Here is a 21,092-nt window from a genome sequence, read left to right as displayed (position 1 = left end):
TTCAGTCGAGTGGCAAAGGCGCAAAACCCGTCGTTTTTTTGAGCGAGCGAAAGGGCTATTTCGCTTGCAACTCGCTGAGTTTCACTACCTTCTTGACGCGGATGGTTCCTTTTATGTCGATCAGTTGGAGCGATAACGCCGGATCCATTGGCTCCCAGTCGATCTCGATCAGACCAAAGTTGTTCTCTCGCACCGCATCACCAAAACGATTACGGTTTGGTTCGATCGAGGGCCAGGTTTCCGTGAGGCCACTGGAAGTGACGTCGTAAAGCGGATAGAGCCCATCGCGATTCAGGATCGAAAGTTCACCCCAGTGGACATCGCCCGAGATGAACACGACGCCATTGGCCTTTGTCCGCCGGAGCACATCGAGCAGCTTCGCTTGTTCGCCGGGTAAGTTGGTCCATGATTCATAGCCGTTGTACTCATGGGCAAACTGAATGCTGCTCGCGATGACCCGTACGTCGGCGGGTTGTTTGAACTCGGCTTCCAGCCATTCCCACTGGGCTTTGCCAAGCAAGGTCTTTTCAGGATTCGGGTCGGGGTGATAGTCGTTTTTCCAGGACTTCTCCCCGCCAAACCGCGGATTCTTGGCGAGTTGGTCGCGAAAGCTCCGGGTATCGAGCACGATGATCTGCACGCGGCGTTCATTGCCGGCAAACACATAGGACGTGTAGATGCCCGGCCGTTTCCGCCGCTGAGTCCCTTCAGGTTCGCGAAAGAACTCTAGGAACATGCGTTTCGATTCCTCGCGGAGCACATACTCTTTGCCCGAATCGTTTTCACCATAATCATGGTCATCCCAAGTCGCAATCAGCGGCATTGCAGATCGTAGTGCTTGGAACTCGGATTTCTCTGCCAGCTTCAGGTACTTCGCCCGCAACACGGCCAGAGTTCGCGAGTCGCCGTAAATGTTGTCGCCGAGGTAACAGAACACGTCCGGCTTCTGCTCAATGACGTGCTTCAAAATCGGCTGCGACTTGTTTTGATTGCCGCAGGAGCCAAACGCAATGCGCGAGATCAACCCGCGCGTATTCTCAATCAGCGGGGCGCCTTCTGGTACCGGAAAAGGTTTATCCGCCGCATCCTGACCGCGGCTTCCTGCAGTCATCAACGCCGTGAAAACAAGCGAAACCAGCAGAAGGCCGCGGAGATTCATGTAAGAGCCGCCAAGCAAGAAATGATCGAGGAAGAATTGACATGTGCCGTCGAATTTGAGTATGTGCACGATGTATTCACCCAACAAGGATACCCAATGCGGCTTTCGATTTCCGCCACGCAGGGAGGTTAATTCCGGACCCTCCAATACTCCATCTCGTTCGTGAGAGACGGAACGATGCATGTTTAAACTTCTGGCCTGCCCGGTTGATTGCGACCGTCGCTAGCGAAGCGGTATTGATTGCGGCCTCGCGCGAGGCAGGAACTGGCATGCTGCTCAATGATGCAGCCGCCAAGGTTGTTCGCTGGACTCTGATTTTGGAGAACTCCGAGTTCGTAGGGCTCACGTTGCACGAAGTCAATCGCCGCACCGGCGACGGGGTGGTGATCTCGCGGGTTCGTTGCGAGAAAGACGCTGTCGTGGCCGCGGCGTTACGCACTACCAAACTTCAATTGGGAGACGTGGTGCTTGCTGTCGGACCGGAGACGCTGCTCACGAAGTTCCAGGCCAAGTTCGGCCGCAGGAGCGAAGAGGATTTGCTGCTGGCACCGGGCAACATTACTTATCGCAAGATCATCGTGACGCACAAGCGAGCACTCGGCCGCACCGCCGAAGAGCTTGGCCTGGAAGGCAAGTTCGGCGTGGAACTAACCCGCATTACACGCGGCGATTCCGAGATGACCGCGGTGCCTGCCTTACGCCTGCAGTTCGGCGATGTGGTTCAAGTCGTCGGCACGGAAGAACAATTGAAGCACGTAGCTGCTCACTTGGGCAACTCCTTAAAGAAACTGAATGAAACACAGTTCATCCCGTTGTTTGCCGGTATCTTCGTTGGCGTGATTATTGGCTCGATCCCTTTCGCATTACCCGGTCTGGCCGTTCCTCTGCGCATCGGGCTCGCCGGCGGCCCTCTGATCGTGGCGCTTTGTTTAGGACGAATTGGTCATTTTGGTGGTGTTGTCTGGCACATGCCACAGAACGCGAATCATGCCTTTCGTGAATTCGGCGTCGCGCTATTTTTCGCGGCACTGGGACTGGCGTCCGGTGACCAGTTCTTTACCGCCGTTTTCAGTTCCCGTGGCCTCTTGTGGGCTGCGGTCGGCATTACGATCACGGTCACACCACTCCTCGCCGTGAGTCTTTGGGCACGCGCGATCAAGAAGATGAATTACGTTACCCTCGGTGGAATGTTATCCGGCGCGATGACGAATCCGCCGGCACTCACCTTTGTGAGCAGCCTGTGCAAGAGTGAATCGCCTACGCTGGCGTATGCAACCGTGTATCCCCTGGCGACGTTGCTCCGAATTCTCGTCGCTCAGATTTTGGCAATGACGTTTTGCAGTTGAATTCTGAACCATTCACAAGGGCTCACCAGAACACTTCCGGCCGCATCGCGAATAGATGCGCCACGCTGCTGGCCGGTATCCGGATTATCGCAGGACTACCTCACCACAAGTCAAACATGATCGGTGAGATTCCAGTTCACGCCAAAGTGCCCTCGACTCGCGTGCATGACGCCTGACTGTGAGTTAGTCGCTAGTTTGGACGGTCGCGTACGCGGTTGCCATGCGCATATTCTTGGCTTTCTTTCATTGTCCCATGCGATTCAGACGCTTATCGACGTACTTCCCATGGATACCAATGAAGACTTGCGACTTGAATGCGCATGGAGTCTCCGGCGGATGCAACTATCTGCGGCGGCATATGCGCTGATTGATGTAATTCCTGGATTGGAAAAGCGACGAGTCGTAGCGATCGCTCAACTCAGCCTAGTGTGCTGTTCGCACTATGCTGAAAGGCAACTGACAACTTGCAGTGAGTCAATAACAACTTGATTTCTACGAGTGGCGCTGCGGCATGCCATCGATAACATGGAATCTAGCGTCGCCCAACCAACATTGTTTCCACCTTTGCTACGAATGGTTGGCGTACCGGCCCTAAGATCGAGACGGCGCGATGTTGGCGTTCCTGCGGAAGAAATTGGTCGGGTCGTATTGGTTCTTTAGTGCGAGCAGTCGATCGTAGTTGGGTCCGAACAGAGAGCGCGAGCCTGCTTTCGTCTCGTAGGTCTGATAGTTAGCGTAAATGCGCTCGTCGGACGTCGGACGCAGCAAACGCAACCATTTGTCTCCCCAGGCAAGTCGTTGCTCGTTTGTCTTGGAGTCACTCCAGGCAAAGGCAGCGCGGAGGTGCACAGAGTGGGCCGCTCGATGCGGAAATGCGGTCGCGTCGGGCTTTACGCGACAGACTTCACCGTGCATGTAATGGCTCAGGCCCAAGATCACATCCGGTGAGGCGTTCGTGAGTTGATCGACGATGATGTCGATGACATCGTCAGTGATCCGGTCACGGTACACCGTCTGAATAGCGCGAAATGTCGGTGAGGGACCTCGGCCGGAATTCGTGGCCGCCGCCTTTTCGGCGTGGTCCGCAAATGGCTGACGTCGCACGGCTTCTTTGATTGGCTTCGCGATCGACCGAATCTTGCGCAGGAGTTGATCCCTTTCCGTCTCCTCACCTGAATGACAAAGACTGAGGAAGATTCCCCGTTCTCCTAACGTGAGATTCAGCGTTGCCTGGAACCCATCAGGCGCTTCGTACATGAGATCACTAAACCCGCGCAGCACGGTTCGGGCGTCGCTAACGGCGAAATGGATATCGCCGCCGAACACTTGGTCGATTGACTGTAAGCGGGCCTCGAAGGAAGTCGTGACACCAAAGTTGGCACCTGCGCCGCGCATTCCCCAGAAAAGGTCGGGATGGGTCTCGGCATTCACCTCTAAGGTCCGCGTATCTGCAGTGACGACACGCGTCGAAAGCAGGTTATCGCAGCTGGCGCCAAACAGGCCCGAGAGCCAGCCGAGTCCTCCACCAAGCGTGACACCGGTGGCACCGACGCCCGGGCATTGGCCCAAGACGGGCACAAGTCCGTGCTCGCCGACAGCTCGGGCGACCTCCCCACTAGTGACGCCTGCCTGCGCCCGGACGATGCGTCGCTCTGGATCGACCGAAATTCGCTTAAGAGGAGAGAGATCGATGACCAATCCGTTCGAACTACCCCAGGCAAGATGGCTATGGCCGCCCGAGCGGACTGCCACTTCAAGGCTGAATTCTCGCGCGAACTCAACGGCCCGCACGGCGTCCTCTTCATCACCACACTGAACAATTCCCACAGGCTTCTGTTCGGTTCTCGGGTTCCAATAAAACACTCGTCGGGCAGTCTCATACGCTGCATCGCTGGCCAAGACGAGCCGACCCTTCAGCTTCGCTTGCAGTCGCGCGAGTGCAGCGGGATTAATCTCAGGAGGGCCTGCAGCACCGGTCAATCCGCCAATCGCTGCACACCCCAGTCCACCGCTGAGAGCGGCGGTTTGCTGGATAAAGTCGCGCCGTGTGAAAGTGTTCATGCAAATCGATTCCCGTCATTTGCAGGTATTTGCGCTGCCAGCCTCGCAAGCTGGAACTCGCGATCAGCCCGCTGCATTTGGCGCGCTTCACGAGCTGATTGCAAGGCTTCCACAGGCTGAAGACGTTGTGCGAACGATCGCAATGGCCAACGAGTGCTAGAAGGCGCCTTTCGCCCACAGATGTTCAACTCCCCCCCAACGGCTTTGGTCGATAGGCTGCTTCACGATCGACTCGGAAAAGAACTAAAATTGCAGCGGCAAATTTCTCGCAGGCACTGAGGTTATAAGCCGAATGAACGTCTCATCATCGGAAGTTGCGCTGTCCCGGGAGGAGCTATACAACAGAGTTTGGGCCACTCCGATGCAAAAGCTGGCAGTCGAATTCGGGATGTCAGATGTCGGCCTTGCAAAGGTTTGCAAGAAGCACAAGATCCCCCGCCCTTCCCGAGGTTACTGGGCAAAACTGGAGAACGGGAAGCAAGTCTTGCGCTGGCCGTTGCCGCCGCTCAAAGATCAATCGCTCGGGAAGATCCAACTGCGCCAAGCACGTAAACCAGTTAAGTCGCCGGATGTGTGCCTTGCGAACGATCCCGCGATCGCAGAGTTGATCGCATACGAGCTGCTGCCAGAGAATCGGATCGAGTGCGTCACGGATCTGCGCGGAGCGGACCCGCTGGTTACCGCAATTCGTGAATCGCTATCACACCGAGATCCGGACGAGTATGGCCGTGTCTCGCGACGCTATGATTTTGCGGCAGCTTGCTTCGAGGTCGGCGTTTCGAAGGGAAACATCCAGCGAGCGCTACTGCTTCTCCAAAGTCTTGTGAAGGCGTTCAAGTCCCGAGGTTACGAGCTGTTGGCTGTTGGCACGAAACAGAAAGACGCCAAAGTCCGCGTGCTCGATCGAGAATTTCGCATTTCTGTTTGGGAGCCTTCGAATCGGAGAACACGTGAGCTCACCAAGCAGGAAAAGCTCGAGGCCGAACGGTGGCGTTGGAGCAGGCCACGGGATTACGAACACGTCCCCAGCGGAATTCTGGAAGTACACTTGGATCGCGACTCGTACTATTCGACAGGCAAAATTGCTGACACGAAGAAGGCCCGGGTCGAAGATCGTCTGAATGAGCTTGTAGTGGACATGCTACACGCTGTCGACGCGCAGCGGCAGCAAGCGGAGCGGGAACGTCTTGAGGCAATCGCAAAAGAGAATCGACGACGAAAATCGCTCGAGTTAGAGATTGTGCGGCGGACGGAATCCGTACGTGAAGAGCGTTTGCACAAGGTTGTGCCGCGTTGGCACAAATCCGAACAGATCAAGCAGTACATTGCTGCCGTCCGCCAAGAGGCCTTGCGCCGTACCGGCCAGATCGACGACGAAAGCGAGCTCGGTCGCTGGCTCCGCTGGGCGGAGAGCTACTTGGATTCCATCGCCCCACTCTCCGAGAACCGGGCACTTCCGACATTTTCACTGACGGATAAAGAGCTTGCACAGCTCACGCGGGAGTGCGAAGACGATTGGGTGTCCTATTTGGAATCATTCAGGCCGCGACAACCACGCTGAGCAATCTATGGTTGCCAAACTAGGTGTCTTTACGCCGCTTTCCGCTGGTAGCTCTTCAGCAATCCGCCAAGTCGCTCTGAGCACTGAATCTCGTTCAGTAGGATTGCTTCAGCCGGTTTTAGATTGTGCTTTCGGACCAGCAGTTCGTTCCCGATCCCTATGCCCTGGTGCGGCCGTTCTGAATGGTAATGTTCCAAGTACTCGCGGCACACGTGATCCATGTGCTTCTCGCCGAAGATCACGAACCGATCGAGACACTCTTGCTGAATTGATTGCACGAAACGCTCGACGAAGGCGTTTGTGTTCGGACTGCGGAACTCGTTCACCTTCGGTTTCACTCGTTTTGAACGGAGCACTTGATCGACGGCCTTCGTGAACTTGGTGTCGCGGTCACGCTGCACGGTCGCGACGCGAAGCTTTTGAGTACGTGCTTGTTCGACGAATGCCGCAGCCTGGGCGACAACCCATGCTTCATTCGGCTGGAACGTTGATTGCGAGAGGATCACACGCCTGGTTTCCACGTGGATGAAGGCCAGTACGAAGACCTCGCGGATCCCCTTCAGCGTGAGGATTCGCTTGGAGAAGAAGTCACATTGCCATAACGACGCGGCGTGCTGCTTGAGGAAGTCGTCCCAGGTTCCCTCACCACGCCGCGGGCCCGGTTCGTAGCCAGCTGCTTTGAGAATGCTCTTTACTGTGTTCCGGCTGGGTGGTTTGATGCCGAGCTTCTTCAATTCGCCCATGATGCGGGTATAACCCCACTGGTTCTCCCGGGCCATCAGCAGAATGAGCTGGCGTATCTGTTCGGGCGTATTCGGCCGGCCTCGTTTTCGTTTCTGCGGTTTCGGCTTCTTCTCGGCCCGAATCCAGCCGAGGAGAGTCTCGGGGGCAACGATTGTGGTCAGTTGGCGCAGGACCTTGCCGCCCAGGTTCCGCGCGAACTTGATTAAGCGAACACGTTCCTTCGGCGTGCAGACGATTCTCTTGGGCAGCCTGGAACGGAGGATTTGGTTCTCCACCTTCAGGTATTTGACCTGGCGGGCCAGATCTTTCTGTGTGGCGCCGGCGATCACGAGCAGCAGGGACTGAAAGATGTTGACCATCGAATTACACTGGATTTCAGGCAGTGAATGAGGGGAGTGCGTTCTTTTTTGCACCCCGGGGCACCATCGGCCATCTAAAACGTACTTCGATTTCCATTGATGCGTCGGTTGGGATTCTGGCCTCGTCAGCAACTCATGAGAAAGTCGCAAGCAAACAGAGAGCGCGCAGAGAGCGCCCGAAAATTCTCTATTCTGTTAACCGGTTCGCCCCAAATGCTAGTAAAGCGTTGGGTTCGTTAGTGACACCGAACGGGACTCGAAATCAGCAAGTTCTGCCCTCAAAAGCAGTTACGCAGTTTTCAAAACAGAGAACTTGTTCGAAGAGGGTTGTGCACGGGGAGATCTTGGAAATTGCAAATTCGATATGTCGGCAGCTATACTTGCGAACTGAATTGCCCGAATACGGGTGATGCATCTAACACATTTGGATTCCGAGTTTTGGAATTCTGACTCAGACTAAGAAAGGCAACGAGCACGCCGAAACGGCATTGAGACATTTTGATTGACGCGCGAGCGTCAGGTTCTGCTTCCCCGAAAACCGCCAAACTGAGCCGAAAGGCTCCTTCAGAGTTGAAGCAGCTACTTGGACCCGCGCTCCCGAAAGGAAGCGTCGGGGCCAGGTGCTGTTCAACTTTGCGCCTTGGCGGGCGTTCGGGGAGCGGCCTTGGTTTCCGGCGCTCCTGTTTTTGTTTCCTATGACAACGAACGACGATTCACTGCGGCTAGCTGGACAGCCCATTTCAGACTGCCAAGGGCAACGCGATGAGTGGCTGCAACAGTTTCGGCAGCAGACGTCACGAGTACCAGTCGTTAGTCGCCGCCTCATCATTTCCTCGGCAATAGTCGCGGCACTGATTGCAGCAGTGTTATGGATAAGTCATTCCGAATCTGTCGCTAAGAAGCAGCGACTCAAGCAACTTGACGACGACTTAGCGAAATTTAAGGAACAAAACGATAAAGCGTTTAACATCCTCGGTGATGTTGTGCAGCGCGAAGTGGAGAATGCGTTTTCGCCCAGTATTGAGCACCTAAAGGCTCAGGCTCAATTTGCCAAGAAATGTGCCCGCCTACACCGAGGGCAGACCCTTGAGGCGGTCCAAAGAGAGTTGGGCAAAGAGTATACGGTACTGCGATACGCGGACGGCGGGGCTTTTGGCAAACGGACAATGTTTGCTGAGTGGCGGTTCGGTGTATGGATAACTGAAGTCAGGTTTGAGCAATTCGAAGTCGGCGATGAGTTATGGTGGTTCTCGTCCGCTCGCGTGGACGTTGACAAGGAAAAGTCAGCGCAACAAGAGGAGCTAGTTCGGAAGTTGCAAAGTCTAGGCGATAGGCTCGGCGGCAATGGGGAATAATTGTCTGCAATTCAGAGCCGATAGGGCGTTGGCCGAATACGCAGAGACGCCCCTACCTTGGGACGAGATTTGACCCACTCCACTACATTTGCACCTCATGTAACAGTCAGATACTGAATAGCTTGCTATCAAATTATTTTTATGTTAGATAATCTCTTGTTTAGTATTTATTGACTTTTCTGCATTTACCATTGCAAGTATGGCCACTCGGATTGCCTCAGGCAACTTCGACCACTCGGCGACAATTGCCAGCAGCCGAGTGTCAGATGGTTGTTCGGAGGAAATTGCTTCGACATTTGCTTCGCCCGTCTTGTCCCCTAACGGAATCTCAGCAGATACATGCGGTTGTTCGAGTCCTGCGGGGGGAGGTTTATCATCGTCGTGAACGCAGCTTAATGCACTGATTGTGCATTTGCAGCGGTGTGGCGTGCGAAATTAACAATTCAAGCCATTCTGTCTTGGGTGGGGAGAGCAACCGCTTCAGTTCTTCACGCAGATTGTACAGCGCCCTTTGACGAGGACATCGTCAATGGAGCGCCGGCCGACTGCAAAATGCAACTGGCTCGTGGTCTCTGCCAGGGGAAAATCTGCCAGGCATTCGATGGCTCCACAACTAATGCAGAGAAAATGAGCATGGCGAGGCGTTTCGCGCTCGATCGTTACAAGAAGTTCAAATCGCCAAGTGTGATCGCCTAAATCGAGCCGGGAGACAATTCCCGCTTCGCTGAGATTCACCAGATTGCGAAACACCGTCGTTGAATCCCACTGGTATTCGTCGAGTCGGTCGAGCAGGTCGCGATGCGACAGGGGAGCAGTTGCGGTCTCCAGTGTTTGCAGGACTGCCAACCTTTGCTCGGTGCATTTGAGCCCCCTTTCGCGGAGCAATGCGCGCCAGCGAGAGCGCGAGTCCTTGGCTCTACCTTCAAGAGACACGTTGATCCTCACGATCGCTGAGCGGCTGTAGTTGGTGTGAACGCTTGCTGCCAACGACTTTGAGATTGCTGGACTTCGCGTAACATAGCATCCACCGCAGCCCGATCGCCGTCTTCGATCTCATGGCGCAATAGTTCGAGTTTCTCTCGCAGAATGCGCCCCTTCATAGCCTGAAAGTCTCTGACTGCGAAAGTTCGCAGGTAAACCCCAACTTCGAGCTTTCGGGACCATTCGTCCCAAAGAGCGATGTGATGCTCGGCCTGCCGCACTTCGCCATGTCGCGCAGCGTAGATCGCACCCACGCGTACTTGTTCTAGCTCCTCGAACACGACGCTCGGAGGCGGATAGTAGATGTAGCAACCAGCGATGCTAAAGCCGATGAGCGCAACGATCGCAATGCCACCGAGAACTGGTGCGGGGATCGCGACGTCTAAGCTCTTGCCCGACGTTTCTGGTTGCTGTTGTAGCCACCGATCGATGGCGCCGGCGCGATTGAAACGTCGCAGGACTAGCCCCACCGCCAGCAATCCCGCCAGTAAGTAAACAACCCGCCATTCATAGGGCTGTATGGAATTGATCAGCCGCATTCGCATTTCGTCGACCGGGTCGACTAGTGCTCCCGTGAACGGAGAGGTGTAAATATCAAACGCATGGGTGTGATCGGCAGCTTCCACATCGCTGGGGTAGAGAGGTTTGTCAACGATGTAGGCCAGTAGCAGCACACTGGATGACATGAGCGCAAGCCAGACAGCACTCCTCGCCCAACCGTAGTTCGTAGTGATCCATGCGAGTGTTCCGACACTCAAGCCCGTACCGAACACCAATAACACCAACGATGCGCCAGTTGAGTTACCATGCTGGAACATCGATCCCAACTGGCTCATGGCCAACATGGGAGTAGCATAGATCGGGATCGAAACGCCGAGCATGGTGACAGGTGCCCAGGGATTGTCGGCGTTCATCGAACGCTGCAGCGAGCCGTGCGGCAAGATGGCTGCCAACAGGGCCGAACAGCCCAAGCCGATTAAAATGAATACCAGTGATGGGCCCGTCAATTCTCGCAGGGCAGTCATGCCGACGGCTGCCATTCTTTTAAGGCCAGGCGCTGGTGTTGCTTCCGGCTCTCGCAATTGTTGTTGATCTGGAAACCACCAGTCCCACAACAATCCAACGCTCGTTACGACCACCAGCGAGCAAGCGGCGAACGCGACGATCACAAAAGGTCTGGAGAGAGTGAGTCCATACAACAGCGAAATGGGGTTAAAGATGGGGGCGGATAACGCAAATGCCAGAATCGTCCCGCCCGACAAACCAGACCGGCGCATGACTCGCAGAATCGGAATCACTCCGACGGAGCAAACCGGCAACAACATGCCCCAAGCCCACGCAATAATCAGGGACTTCACTCCCTTGCCACCGAAGACCCGGCGAGTTTGCTCGTAGCCACACAATTTTTCCAGCACGCCCGCCACGATCAGGCCGACCAAAATGGTTGGTCCCGCTGACGTCAGAGCTTGCAGAAAACGCAGGATGAAGCCCCAAAAGATTTCAGTCATGGGAATGTCCGTGATGGTGGTCGTGCGTGTGTCCGTGTTCGCGGTGAGCCTTGGGCGCAAGCCCTTTTAAGACCTCTAGCTGTTCGTTCGCTGTAAATTTTGGGAACGATGTCGTTGCCGTCGCCGCGCTGCGTGAAAGGGGCACCAGATCATCGAGCCAGGCATTGGAGATGGCTTGAACCCGATTCCAATCGGCCTCGGCCAGGTCACTGTCGGCGGCGATCTCCGGCAGCCAGCGCACAATGTCGATTAACTCCGAGAGCTTCTGCCGGGCAGCGACCGGGTCTGCCTGCCACTCCCTTTCGAGCGCTTCCCAACGAACCAGAATCACTTGAACCGCTTCGCCCAGATCGTGCGGCCGATGCGCAGGGACGTGATGTTCCAAGTGATCTGACTTCGCTTCTGAACCACAGCCAACAATACCGCCAACAAGCGACAGTAGACCTAGAATTAAACTGGGGTGAGGGTAGCAGATCATCATCAGCGGGCTCCCACAAAGTTAGCTTTGACTGGCACGGACACCGAGGCGATAACCTGCTTCACAATCGCTGAGACCTGTGAGTGATCGCCGTTTAGTCGCACCGAGAGAACTGCCAACGCCACATCTTGCACGTCATCGGGGATCACAAAGTCTCTGCCGGCAAGATGCGCTCGCGCCTGTGCGACACGCTGCCAGGTAAGCAGTCCTCGGGGCGACAACCCTAAAGCGATCTCGCGATGATTCCGCGTGGCTTGCGCCAGGTCGAGTAGGTATTCGGCAACGATGGGACTAACCGCGACGCTGGCCACATGCTCTTGAAGCCTGCGAAGTTGCTGCGGCGTAACCACTGATTCTGATGAAGGGGCACGCATGGCAGGCCCGACGTTGGCGGCCAGCATTTGCAACTCACTCGCCCGGTCGGGATAACCGATTCGCAGTTTCATCGCGAAGCGGTCCAGCTGCGCCTCGGGAAGTGCGTACGCACCGTGGCTTTCCACTGGATTCTGTGTGGCAATGACAAAGAATGAATCGGGAAGCTTTCTGCTCTTGCTATCGATCGTGACCTGGCGTTCTGCCATCGCCTCAAAGAGAGCGCTTTGCGTGCGTGGCGTAGCCCGATTGATTTCGTCCGCCAGGAGCACATCAGCGAAGACGGGCCCTTCGAGGAACTCAAACTCTCGGGATTGCTGATTGAAGACATTGAAACCCGTGATGTCGGTTGGCAGCAAGTCCGGAGTGCATTGCACACGCGAGAAGCGGCCACCTACGGCATGGGCGAGCGCTTTGGCAAGCGTCGTCTTGCCAAGTCCAGGAAGGTCATCAAATAGCAGGTGCCCTCGTGCCAGTAAGCAAGCGAGGACAAGTTCGATGACAGCCTCTTTGCCGAGCAAAGACGCATTAAGTGCTCGGCGCAGGGCGTCAATCGCCGGCTGATGCTCGCATTCGCTGGCTGATTGTTTTCTCTTCAGTAGATGTTGAGTTGCAGCGGTCATGCCAAGCCGTTCAGTGAGGGGAAATGATTTCTTCGAGCGCAGCTAAAAGCGCCCAGCGACAGATGTTGCAGGACGAGACGGCAGGTTTCGAGGTCGCTAGGCGAGTTGGCCGCGTGTTGGCCTGCAGCGGCTGAATACAAGTAACGCTCAAGCCGACTGCAAAGTTGCTCACTCGCCTCGAATGCCTCACCCGAGATACCCTTGGCAATCGCGGGATACCACATCGAGATCGTCGTTGACGACGGTCGGGGCATTCCAGCAAGTCGTCCACGCAATTCCAGCAACCAGAGAGTGGCGAAGACCTGATGAGCCGGTGACCACCAGCACCTGAGTTGCCAGAACAGCCACAGAACGAAGTCGATGATTTCTCGACGCAGGCGAGCTGCAGTGACTGAGAGAATTGCAATCAACAACGAAAGCAATGGCCGGTTCCAAACCCAAATCGCGATCTTCGAGAATAGCAACGTTGCATGTTCCGACCATGTTCTCAGCGGGGGCAACACGGTGTAGCCGGGCGTCGGCTCGATGGTCAGCCAGCCTGACCCAACGCGCACTTCCGCCCAGACGTGAGCATCGTTCGGCAAGACGGGTGTTTGTCGCCGGACGCGATCATAGCGCTCCGGCCGTGCATAAAGGCCAGTTGCCAGCCGGGCTTGGTAACCCAGCGATCTCAACATCAGGACCGCGCTCGTGGCATATAGATAGTCGGGACCACGCTGCGACTCGAACAGAAAATGTGCTGCCACGTTTTGACAATCGGCCGGGGCGGTGAATTCCGGATCGAGCTTGAATTCAGGGCCATTGAGTTTCGCAACGATCGCTTCGATTTGATGACGCCCTGCAGGAACTCCGTTCGTCCACATGCGCGCTAGTTCTGCGATTTCGTCATCGCGTTGCGAGCTTTCAGGCTCTGGTCCGAAAGGCACTGCAGTCAGTTTCTCGATGTCAAAGGACCGCGATTCCAGGTGGATGACCTGAAGCGATGGGATTGAAGTCCGCTGAGACAGACATAGCACATCATCCTTCGTCCAACCGTAAAACCCAGCTTCGTCCACGAAGTCGATGTGGGCAGCGGTCAAATGAGCAGGAGTGGGAACCCGGTTCGTCGCGAGCCGAATGACCTTGAGCACATGATGCTCTGGATTACATAAATTGACTGAGTCAGATTCAGCCGACGACTGGCTGAGCATTACCCAAGGCTTTTCCTGGCGAGAGACGATTGACAGGCTGATTGCGTCCGAAGCGATTCGATTCTCAGCATGAGACCAGTTACGACCATCGAAAGAAGCGAACGTCTCTAGCCTGAGGTGCAAAGGAACCCGACCCTCGACCAGAATCAACGCAGAATTGGCGGAACCTGCGGACGCTCGCTGCTCACTTTTTGCTCGACGCCGCCGAACTGCGGCAAAAGTTCGTCCCGCCTGCTGTTCTTCGGTGGCATGCTGGTGCTGAGGTGGTAACACGTCTTGAGAGAGTGCAATTGTCCGCTCGACTTCATCGAGTCGCTTGATTTCGTCGCCATAGAGATCGTTAAATACGTCGTACAGGCTAGGCTTCTCAGAATCGAGGAAGAGCTCGCTCTCAACTGCACCAAACGTGCTGGCCTGCTGCGTGGCGGCGACTAACTGTTCACCATTGCCAATTCCGCGACTGGCAAACAGATCACTGTGGCCGTTACCTCCCGCTCCCCAGAAATATCCGGTGAGTTGCGAGCCGATTGGAGAGTTGCCCGCCAAGGCAGCCGCTGCTACCGCGAGTAGCACGACCAGCAGGACGCTGCCCGAACTGGCGGCGAGTGGGAAATCGCGATGAGAAGCAATCGGGAGATGCCCTTGCATCCTTTCCCAGTTCGCTCCCAGCAACCACCACATGCCGACGAAGCCGTACAAAAGTAACACGAGTTGTCCGGGCCAACTGCCCAAAAACATCAGCGCGCCCAGGGCCACAAACACACTCACCGCACAGCTTAGTCGACTGGTTCCGGGAACGAATGAAATTGCTGCAAGACCGAGCATCACGTTGCGGAGCGCGACGAGTTGCACCAATTCAGGCGATTCCCCAACATCAAAGAATCGTCGAGACACCCACTCGTACACCGGTGGCAGACCAGCGAGTACTACCAACAAGCAAGCCGCGAGAACTCCCAAACCAGGCGACATCGCTCGATCGTGGCGCAAGAATCGACCGGCCAAAACGCAGACTGCGAACGTCGCTCCAGTGATACTCCAGCGCAGCAGGCTGGTTTCTTCGTACTCGGCACGTGCGAATTCGAGAGCCAGCGTGGCCAAGAAAGCGAGAGCCCAGGTCGAAGAGCGAAGGGCTTCACTACGCATGTGCCAACTCCCTGCGCTGGAAGTCTTGCCATTGCGACGAGAAGCTCTCAAACAGAGATTCGGAGACGATAACTGGTAAGCAAGTCTCGGTAGAACCGTGTTGCCCCTCATTTACTTGGAGGCAAACGACAATGCGATTCGCACTCTGCTCCTGCGACCAGCGGGCAATCCCTCGTTCCGTCGTAATTACAATCTCAAGTGCTGGCGACAAACGATCTCCCCGTGTCTGGCTGGGAATTTTTCCACCATCGCTAAAGTCGCCATCATCTTGCAATTTCAGCCGAGCAAAGAGTTCCAGCAGTTGCTGCTGGCCCGGTTCACCGGCGACGGGGCGAATCCGCTGATCGCCAGCCACCAAGGTGAGTGCGATGTCATGCCGGAGTAAAGTTTGGCAAAAGCTGGCAGCGATTCGAATCGCCCATTCAAAGGATGCATTGGTACCGACACCGAAATGATTGATCGTGTCGGTATCGAAACTCACCCGAACTTCCTTACTTAGGTTGGCCTGCCGTTCGGCGACGATGAGCTTTCCTTGCCGCGCGGTCTGAGCCCAATGAACGTGTCGCAACAGGTCGCCGGCGCGAAACGCTCGGGTTCCGAGCACATCGCCTTCGTACCCGGACCGCTGATCCGACAACGCTCCTAGCGATGTTCGACCTCCCTGATGAAGGTCCAACGGAGAGAGCGGAATGACCTTAGGCCCCACGAGGAGCCGGGATGCGACCTCTACTGGGCAAGATTGTTCCCACAACCCGAAGGGAAACGAGGTCTTTAGAAGCGGCAACTGAAGTGGATAATCGCCACGCACCTCGGGCGTAAATTCCCAGCGAAACTCGGCCTGAGATCGCGCAGGAATTTGGGCGAGGGCCACCGCAATGTCATGGGCTGGAGACGTCTCTCGACTGGCTGCCCCTACCTCAACAACCGCTGCAGCTCGGAATCCACGTTCGAGTGTGAATCCCCAAGCAGGCCACGGCATCCGATTAGTGACGTTTAGGATCGCAGTTGTCGGGCGATGTTCGCGAGTTTGTCGCTGCTCAAAACGAAGTGTTGCTCGAATGCCGAACATACCGATCCAGGGCCAGAGCGTACCTAGCGTCAAGACGGCTAGAACGGCAGCACAGACAACGTAGCCTTGCCTCAGTCCGCTCCAGCCAATAACAGCCGACACGAACGCAGCAAGTCCCAGTACAACCCAAGGATGCTTCAGCCAGTAGACGTACCGGTTTACGGCTGGACAGAAATCACGAGTTAGCGCGTCCGAAGCGACAGCCGTCCATCCTGCCATTGACGGACGACTTTCGCGATTGGGTTGTCGACGAATTTCAAGCGACATGGAACGTGCCAATTGGGATGCCAAAAGCCAGCCATATCGACCAATGTACGCAAATGCACAACAACTGCAAGAGAAGCCTGTGTGAATTTTGTGGAACAGAGAATGCTACCGGGCTTGCCAGTGAAGTGCGTGTTGGTCGCAAGCGGTCGCCAGTTGCTTCCACACTTTGGCGACATTTGCAGTCCCGAGGCTAGGGAGTTTCGCCTGTTCTCGCTCGCGCAATAGTTGAAGCCGATAGTGTTGACGGCGAGTGGCTGCAATCCACTGTTCGTAAATCGCCATCCAGCGGCAGCTCTCGGCCGCGAGTTGCCACTTCAAACCGATCGACGCCCGTGAACGCGAGGTCGGTGGCAACTCCAAGTCTTCGATACGCCAGACTCTTCGCCACATTGCGGGCGAGCTAACTAAGGCAGGAATGAAGGAATAGCGATTGATAAAAATGCTGCCCAAGCGATTGGCAAAGCCCACTCCAAAACCGCGAAGCAAAACGGTGACATCTGCTTGTTGCCAAACGTAGATGCTCGGCAAGGTCTTTAGGTTTCTGGGCGGACTAATGCGCTCGCAGCCAAAATGAATGAGGCTATTGCCGCTTTCGATATCCTTTCCCAAGCACCATAGCTCTTGATCGAGGAGAATTCGTCCGGTACGACGAAGTTCGAGTGACTTGGAATTCATGTTCTACCAGCCCAGCAAATATCCGGCCCAGACCAGCACCAACGTGAATGTACACGCTGCAATTGCCTGCCGAATCACGAGCCAAGCAGCGAACTTCCCAGACTGCTCGCGGGCAATCGTCCAGACCGTAACGAGGCAGGGCAGAAGGGTACTGGCGAGATAGACGCCCGCCAGTGCCTGCAAGGGAGTTAGCGGAGTTGAGGCACTGCTACCGCCACCCAGAAACAACAGGATTCCGTCTTTTCTGAGCGACGCCATGATTATCGGCAAGGAAGCTTCGCCTGGCAAACGAAATGCGGCCAGCAGATGACCCAAGTTCTCAGCCAGCCACGGCAGCACATTCAGCCACACAAGGATCGAGGTGGCCATCGAGATAAGCACGAAGATCGGCATAGCCCGGAAGAAGAACTGGTAAATCGTCAAACGCATTTCTCGCCAGATGCTCGAAGGTGCTGGCCAGCTGAGGAATGTCCGGTGCGATAGCAATAGTTGATTCAACGGCGAACGAGCCACCGCGGGACTGAAGATCCGCAAATAGAGACACGTGGTCAAGAACAAATAGCCCAGATAGGCGAACGTCAATTGTGGCTGTCCGATGGCCGAGAACACCGCCAAAACAGCGGGCAATTGATAAGAGCAGGCCGAGCCAAAGGCGATGGCGGAAATGCAGGTGCCGCGTGAACAATTACTGCAGGAACGGGTGCTGATCACAGCCGGCACATTGCAGCCGAAGCCCATCAAAACGCGGATGATGTCGCGCCCCGCGAGACCCAACGGTCGCGCCACGGGATGAAGCGCTACATCGAGTCGATCGATCAGACCACTTGCCTTATATGCACCCAGCATCGCCGAGTAAAGAAGCACCGTCGGAGCTGCCCACACAAATAGCGCAGGCCCCATGGTGAACAGACCAAAGTCACCCGCCAGAATTGCTCTGGCCAAAGAGCCTTCAACGCTGGACGAGTTGAGCCACTGAACTAGTGGTGCCAGAAAACTCCTGACAACGGCGTCGGTGATTCCGGCAAACCAGTTGGCAGTAGTGATCGCAAGAATTGCAGGAATCAACAGCAGTGCCGCGGCCACAATGGTCCCGATGATCGGAATCTCGAAGATGCCCGCGCGCGGTTCAACTCGCCAGCCGACGCGAGGCAGCGTTCCACTTGGCGGAAATGCCTGCGAGTCTTCGAGTGCCGCAAACACGGCTTCGCGGACGCCGCGATCAATCGCCCTCGCATCGAGTGGAACGATCGAGAGGCCCGACCTGCGTGAAAGGAGAGCTAGGCCTTCATGGACTTGGGACGTTTGCCGGACCTTGTCCCAGAATGTCACCGCAACAATTCCGCGTTTTCCCGCTGCCAGAGGCAACATTTCCGCGAGATCGTCATCGAGATGCGTTGCCTGCGCCACCAGCAGCACCACTTCCGATGCTTGCAAACGATCCAGGGCCAGTCGAGTTGTTTCCGAATCTGACTGACGAACAATTCCAGGAGTATCGACAAACGTTTTTCCCCGGCATTGATAGCAGTCGCACGAAACTGTAGTTCCCCGGAAATTCCCGACCGATGCCGCACACCCCGTTAACGACGCCAATAGTTGAGACTTACCGACACTCTCTTTGCCAATCACAACGACCGTTGAACCTTGGGCGGACCTCATTGAATCTCCATTCTTTCCGGCAACTTCAGGCAACTCATTGAACGCGGCTAACAAACACATTCCTGTCCGCAGCAAGACAGGTCATCAAGAAACATGCCCCAACGTCGGTAGTTCTCCAGCGCTGCAGTATCTAGTGCCAATCGCTGCCCGATCGCCTTAGCAACGACGGCGAAGCGTTGACGAAACTTGTAGATGAAGCAAAACACATGCTGATCGTGACGAACCAACGGGCCCGCGAGGAAAAGGCCCGGAGAAACCGTTGACTCATCCTCGGCCGTGAGAATGGGGAAGCCGTCCTCGCGAAACTCAAAGCGATCTCTGACAAGACGCACGCTTCCCTCAAAGCCGGTGGCCAGAATTGGCACGCTGCCGGACTTCAGAATCTTTCCTTCCGTTGATTTAACGCGGTATTGCCACGCGCCACGGTCGACCCTAGCAACTTGATAGTTGTCGATAAGTTCGATCGAAGAGGTTTTTTGCGACTGACGAAGTCGATCGTGGGTGAACGGCGAGATCGTTACACTAGGGTCGCTGGCTTCACTCTGCCAATGTGCGGAGCGATCGAGTACTCGAACTTTTGTCCCAGATGTTGCCAGTTGAATCGCCGCATCCAAGCCGCTCTCATACCCGCCGATGACGATTCGTTCGCGGCCCGCGAGCTTGGCCCAGGAAACAACCTGCGAATTGTGAATGCAGAGTTCTGCTCCAGGAAATGTGTTGATACGCGGATATTGAAACTCGCCGGCTGCCCATATCACCGACCGAGCGCGAAGCAGTCCGGCAGATGTCTGTAAATGAAAAATATCGTCATCCACTTCGACTTTCTCAACAGACACACCATTCTGCACCGGTAGCTCGAAGTGATCGCTGAGTGCCTGCAAATAGGCCGCATACTGCCGACCGGTTGGGTGCTCCGTCTGCAATGAAAAGCCGGGCGATGTTCCAATCGCAATCGAGTTAAGATCGAGCATTCCAACGGAGTTAGTTGGAAAGGAAGGTGTAATCAGTCGCATTTCTCGCGGCCAGCGGAGGAACGATGCCCCCACTTCTTCCCGCTCCAGGATGGTCATGCGCGTTACGCCGATCTCTCGGAGTGCAATGGCCACACCGAGCCCGGCTGGACCACCCCCGACAATCAAACAATCCCAAATCGATCGGTTACGCATAGAACTACCGTAAAGTTGCGGAATGGCTCTGCAGACGAGTGCATGTCTGGCCCTAGTTCGCCACTTCGTCTGGAGGGACTAAGTCGGACACCTGTGGCCAGACAGGAAGAGGGTCATAGAAGCGCGCCCAATGGGACTCTCCGAGTGCAAGCTCGGCATCGGTTAGCAAGCAGGCATCGAGCGCGGAAACCAAGCAAGATTGGTCCAGCTTGCGACCGATGAAAACAAGCTCTTGCCGCCTGTCGCCAAATGGCTCATCCCAGGCAGCCTCGATCTCTGCGATGGCCACCGGATCATCGGGCCATTCCTGGCGTTCCACATCCGCCCACCACAGCCCCACGGGCTTGATTTCACAGATCCGGCCGGCCTGAGACCAAAAACCCACGAGCTGAGATCGGCTGGCCACCCAAAAATAGCCCTTCGACCGCAGCAATCCATTCTGCCGACTTTCGTCACGCAGAAATTTCGAAAGACGATGGGGCTCGAACGGGCGACGCGCTCGATAGACGAAACACGTGATACCGTATTCATCGGCTTCGGAATGTGTGGCTTCGCGAGGTTCGCTTAGCCAGGTCGGCATCTCCTCGGCTTGTTCCATGCTAAACAGCCCGGTAGCGATCACCTCTTGAATGTCGATCTGGCCATGCGTTGCCGTCAATAGTTTTGCGTGGGGATTCAGGGCCCGCACGGTGCCAATCACTCGCTCGCGGTCAATTTCATCGACGAGATCGAGTTTGTTCACGATCAGAACATTGCTGAATTCGATTTGATCGACCAACAGGTGCGCAAGGGATCTTTGATCTTCCTCACCCAGAGCGAGCCCCCGATCCAGCAGTCCTTCCAGAGACCGAAAATCTCGCAAGAAGTTCACTGCATCGACAACCGTGACCATAGTGTCGAGTTCCGCATAGTCTGCCAGGCAGTACCCGTCCTCATCACGGAAGGTGAAGGTTTCGGCGACCGGAAGCGGTTCTGAGATACCCGTCGATTCAATCAGCAGATAATCGAACTTCTTTTGTTTTGCTAAGCGGCTGACCTCTGCGAGCAAGTCTTCGCGTAGCGTACAGCAGATGCACCCGTTACTCATTTCGACAAGCTTTTCGTCGGTGCGACTAAGTTGCGTCATTCCGTTCTTGACAGTGCTGCCATCGATATTCACTTCGCTCATGTCGTTCACGATGACCGCCACTTTGAGTCCGGCGCAGTTGTGCAAGACATGGTTCAGCAGCGTGGTCTTGCCTGCGCCCAAAAACCCGGACAGGACCGTAACGGGCAGTTTGCGACGCTTCGTTGGGGCAGCTTTCATCTTCTTGGGCTTAAGTGCAGATCTGGACTTCATAGTTCGAACCAATCTTCAATATCGGGCGTTTTGCTTCTCA

At 55.7% G+C, this 21,092-nt stretch carries 16 protein-coding genes; 3 read left to right on the top strand and 13 right to left on the bottom strand.

The genetic code is table 11. The annotated features are described in order from the left end of the window. Positions 1 to 55: 55 nt before the first annotated feature. Positions 56 to 1,159, bottom strand: coding sequence for an alkaline phosphatase D family protein (locus tag ETAA8_RS25785; RefSeq protein WP_202921271.1), 1,104 nt, complete (start codon positions 1,157 to 1,159; stop codon positions 56 to 58). 269 nt (positions 1,160 to 1,428) lie between these two features. On the opposite strand from ETAA8_RS25785, the gene ETAA8_RS25780 reads away from it, so the two are divergent. Next, positions 1,429 to 2,505 carry an aspartate-alanine antiporter-like transporter gene (locus ETAA8_RS25780; RefSeq protein ID WP_145095440.1) on the top strand — a complete coding sequence of 359 codons (1,077 nt, stop codon included), beginning with the start codon at positions 1,429 to 1,431 and terminating at the stop codon, positions 2,503 to 2,505. A gap of 591 nt (positions 2,506 to 3,096) precedes the next feature. Here the strand turns inward: ETAA8_RS25780 and ETAA8_RS25775 are convergent. Next, positions 3,097 to 4,566 (bottom strand): FAD-binding oxidoreductase, encoded by a 1,470-nt coding sequence (locus ETAA8_RS25775; RefSeq protein ID WP_145095438.1) that lies wholly within the window; start codon positions 4,564 to 4,566, stop codon positions 3,097 to 3,099. A 484-nt stretch (positions 4,567 to 5,050) separates the two neighbouring features. On the opposite strand from ETAA8_RS25775, the gene ETAA8_RS25770 reads away from it, so the two are divergent. After that, the gene (locus ETAA8_RS25770; RefSeq protein ID WP_145095435.1) at positions 5,051 to 6,127 is read left to right on the top strand and encodes a hypothetical protein; all 1,077 of its coding nucleotides are present in this window, start codon (positions 5,051 to 5,053) and stop codon (positions 6,125 to 6,127) included. Positions 6,128 to 6,156: 29 nt separating this feature from the next. Here the strand turns inward: ETAA8_RS25770 and ETAA8_RS25765 are convergent, their stop codons facing one another. Beyond that, on the bottom strand, positions 6,157 to 7,230 hold the full coding sequence (locus ETAA8_RS25765; protein ID WP_145095433.1) for an integrase core domain-containing protein: 1,074 nt from the start codon (positions 7,228 to 7,230) through the stop codon (positions 6,157 to 6,159). Between the two features lie 620 nt (positions 7,231 to 7,850). Here ETAA8_RS25765 and ETAA8_RS25760 point away from each other — a divergent pair. After that, positions 7,851 to 8,585, top strand: a complete 735-nt coding sequence (locus ETAA8_RS25760) for a hypothetical protein (protein WP_145095430.1) — start codon at positions 7,851 to 7,853, stop codon at positions 8,583 to 8,585. 480 nt (positions 8,586 to 9,065) lie between these two features. Here ETAA8_RS25760 and ETAA8_RS25755 read toward each other — a convergent pair whose 3' ends face one another. From ETAA8_RS25755 to zigA, 10 genes are all read right to left on the bottom strand, one after another. Next, the gene (locus tag ETAA8_RS25755; protein ID WP_261343580.1) at positions 9,066 to 9,518 is read right to left on the bottom strand and encodes a Fur family transcriptional regulator; all 453 of its coding nucleotides are present in this window, start codon (positions 9,516 to 9,518) and stop codon (positions 9,066 to 9,068) included. A gap of 8 nt (positions 9,519 to 9,526) precedes the next feature. Next, positions 9,527 to 11,074: a permease gene (locus ETAA8_RS25750; protein WP_145095425.1), complete on the bottom strand. Its 1,548-nt coding sequence runs from the start codon at positions 11,072 to 11,074 to the stop codon at positions 9,527 to 9,529. Then, positions 11,067 to 11,555, bottom strand: a complete 489-nt coding sequence (locus tag ETAA8_RS25745) for a hypothetical protein (RefSeq protein ID WP_145095422.1) — start codon at positions 11,553 to 11,555, stop codon at positions 11,067 to 11,069. Before ETAA8_RS25745 ends, ETAA8_RS25750 begins: the two co-directional genes overlap by 8 nt. Beyond that, positions 11,555 to 12,547, bottom strand: coding sequence for an AAA family ATPase (locus ETAA8_RS25740; RefSeq protein ID WP_145095420.1), 993 nt, complete (start codon positions 12,545 to 12,547; stop codon positions 11,555 to 11,557). Before ETAA8_RS25740 ends, ETAA8_RS25745 begins: the two co-directional genes overlap by 1 nt. After that, on the bottom strand, positions 12,544 to 14,880 hold the full coding sequence (locus tag ETAA8_RS25735; protein ID WP_202921269.1) for a transglutaminase-like domain-containing protein: 2,337 nt from the start codon (positions 14,878 to 14,880) through the stop codon (positions 12,544 to 12,546). The genes ETAA8_RS25740 and ETAA8_RS25735 overlap by 4 nt, the downstream gene beginning before the upstream one ends. Then, positions 14,873 to 15,484, bottom strand: a complete 612-nt coding sequence (locus ETAA8_RS34935; RefSeq protein ID WP_202921268.1) for a DUF58 domain-containing protein — start codon at positions 15,482 to 15,484, stop codon at positions 14,873 to 14,875. The genes ETAA8_RS25735 and ETAA8_RS34935 overlap by 8 nt, the downstream gene beginning before the upstream one ends. 837 nt (positions 15,485 to 16,321) lie before the next feature. Next, a complete protein-coding gene (locus tag ETAA8_RS25725; RefSeq protein ID WP_145095413.1) occupies positions 16,322 to 16,891 on the bottom strand; it encodes a hypothetical protein in 570 nt (189 codons plus the stop codon). Between the two features lie 3 nt (positions 16,892 to 16,894). Next, complete coding sequence (locus ETAA8_RS25720) at positions 16,895 to 18,547, bottom strand: nucleoside recognition domain-containing protein (protein WP_145095410.1); 1,653 nt, start codon at positions 18,545 to 18,547, stop codon at positions 16,895 to 16,897. A gap of 47 nt (positions 18,548 to 18,594) precedes the next feature. After that, complete coding sequence (locus ETAA8_RS25715; protein ID WP_145095407.1) at positions 18,595 to 19,713, bottom strand: NAD(P)/FAD-dependent oxidoreductase; 1,119 nt, start codon at positions 19,711 to 19,713, stop codon at positions 18,595 to 18,597. 52 nt (positions 19,714 to 19,765) lie between these two features. After that, positions 19,766 to 21,052 carry a zinc metallochaperone GTPase ZigA gene (gene zigA, locus ETAA8_RS25710; protein ID WP_238397567.1) on the bottom strand — a complete coding sequence of 429 codons (1,287 nt, stop codon included), beginning with the start codon at positions 21,050 to 21,052 and terminating at the stop codon, positions 19,766 to 19,768. Positions 21,053 to 21,092: the final 40 nt, after the last annotated feature.

It is taken from the genome of Anatilimnocola aggregata (genome assembly GCF_007747655.1).
In the GTDB taxonomy this organism is placed as follows: Bacteria; Planctomycetota; Planctomycetia; order Pirellulales; family Pirellulaceae; genus Anatilimnocola; species Anatilimnocola aggregata.
The sequence above is the reverse complement of the archived record's forward strand: the minus strand, read 5'-3'. Positions and strand labels throughout refer to the sequence as shown.

What these genes read in the sequence shown, in the direction of transcription:
- ETAA8_RS25785 (WP_202921271.1), bottom strand. Translation starts at nt 1,159, where the DNA reads ATGAATCTCCGCGGCCTTCTGCTGGTTTCGCTTGTTTTCACGGCGTTG.
- ETAA8_RS25780 (WP_145095440.1), top strand. Translation starts at nt 1,429, where the DNA reads ATGCTGCTCAATGATGCAGCCGCCAAGGTTGTTCGCTGGACTCTGATT.
- ETAA8_RS25775 (WP_145095438.1), bottom strand. Translation starts at nt 4,566, where the DNA reads ATGAACACTTTCACACGGCGCGACTTTATCCAGCAAACCGCCGCTCTC.
- ETAA8_RS25765 (WP_145095433.1), bottom strand. Translation starts at nt 7,230, where the DNA reads ATGGTCAACATCTTTCAGTCCCTGCTGCTCGTGATCGCCGGCGCCACA.
- ETAA8_RS25750 (WP_145095425.1), bottom strand. Translation starts at nt 11,074, where the DNA reads ATGACTGAAATCTTTTGGGGCTTCATCCTGCGTTTTCTGCAAGCTCTG.
- ETAA8_RS25745 (WP_145095422.1), bottom strand. Translation starts at nt 11,555, where the DNA reads ATGATGATCTGCTACCCTCACCCCAGTTTAATTCTAGGTCTACTGTCG.
- ETAA8_RS25740 (WP_145095420.1), bottom strand. Translation starts at nt 12,547, where the DNA reads ATGACCGCTGCAACTCAACATCTACTGAAGAGAAAACAATCAGCCAGC.
- ETAA8_RS25735 (WP_202921269.1), bottom strand. Translation starts at nt 14,880, where the DNA reads ATGCGTAGTGAAGCCCTTCGCTCTTCGACCTGGGCTCTCGCTTTCTTG.
- ETAA8_RS25725 (WP_145095413.1), bottom strand. Translation starts at nt 16,891, where the DNA reads ATGAATTCCAAGTCACTCGAACTTCGTCGTACCGGACGAATTCTCCTC.
- ETAA8_RS25720 (WP_145095410.1), bottom strand. Translation starts at nt 18,547, where the DNA reads ATGAGGTCCGCCCAAGGTTCAACGGTCGTTGTGATTGGCAAAGAGAGT.
- ETAA8_RS25715 (WP_145095407.1), bottom strand. Translation starts at nt 19,713, where the DNA reads ATGCGTAACCGATCGATTTGGGATTGTTTGATTGTCGGGGGTGGTCCA.
- zigA (WP_238397567.1), bottom strand. Translation starts at nt 21,052, where the DNA reads ATGAAGTCCAGATCTGCACTTAAGCCCAAGAAGATGAAAGCTGCCCCA.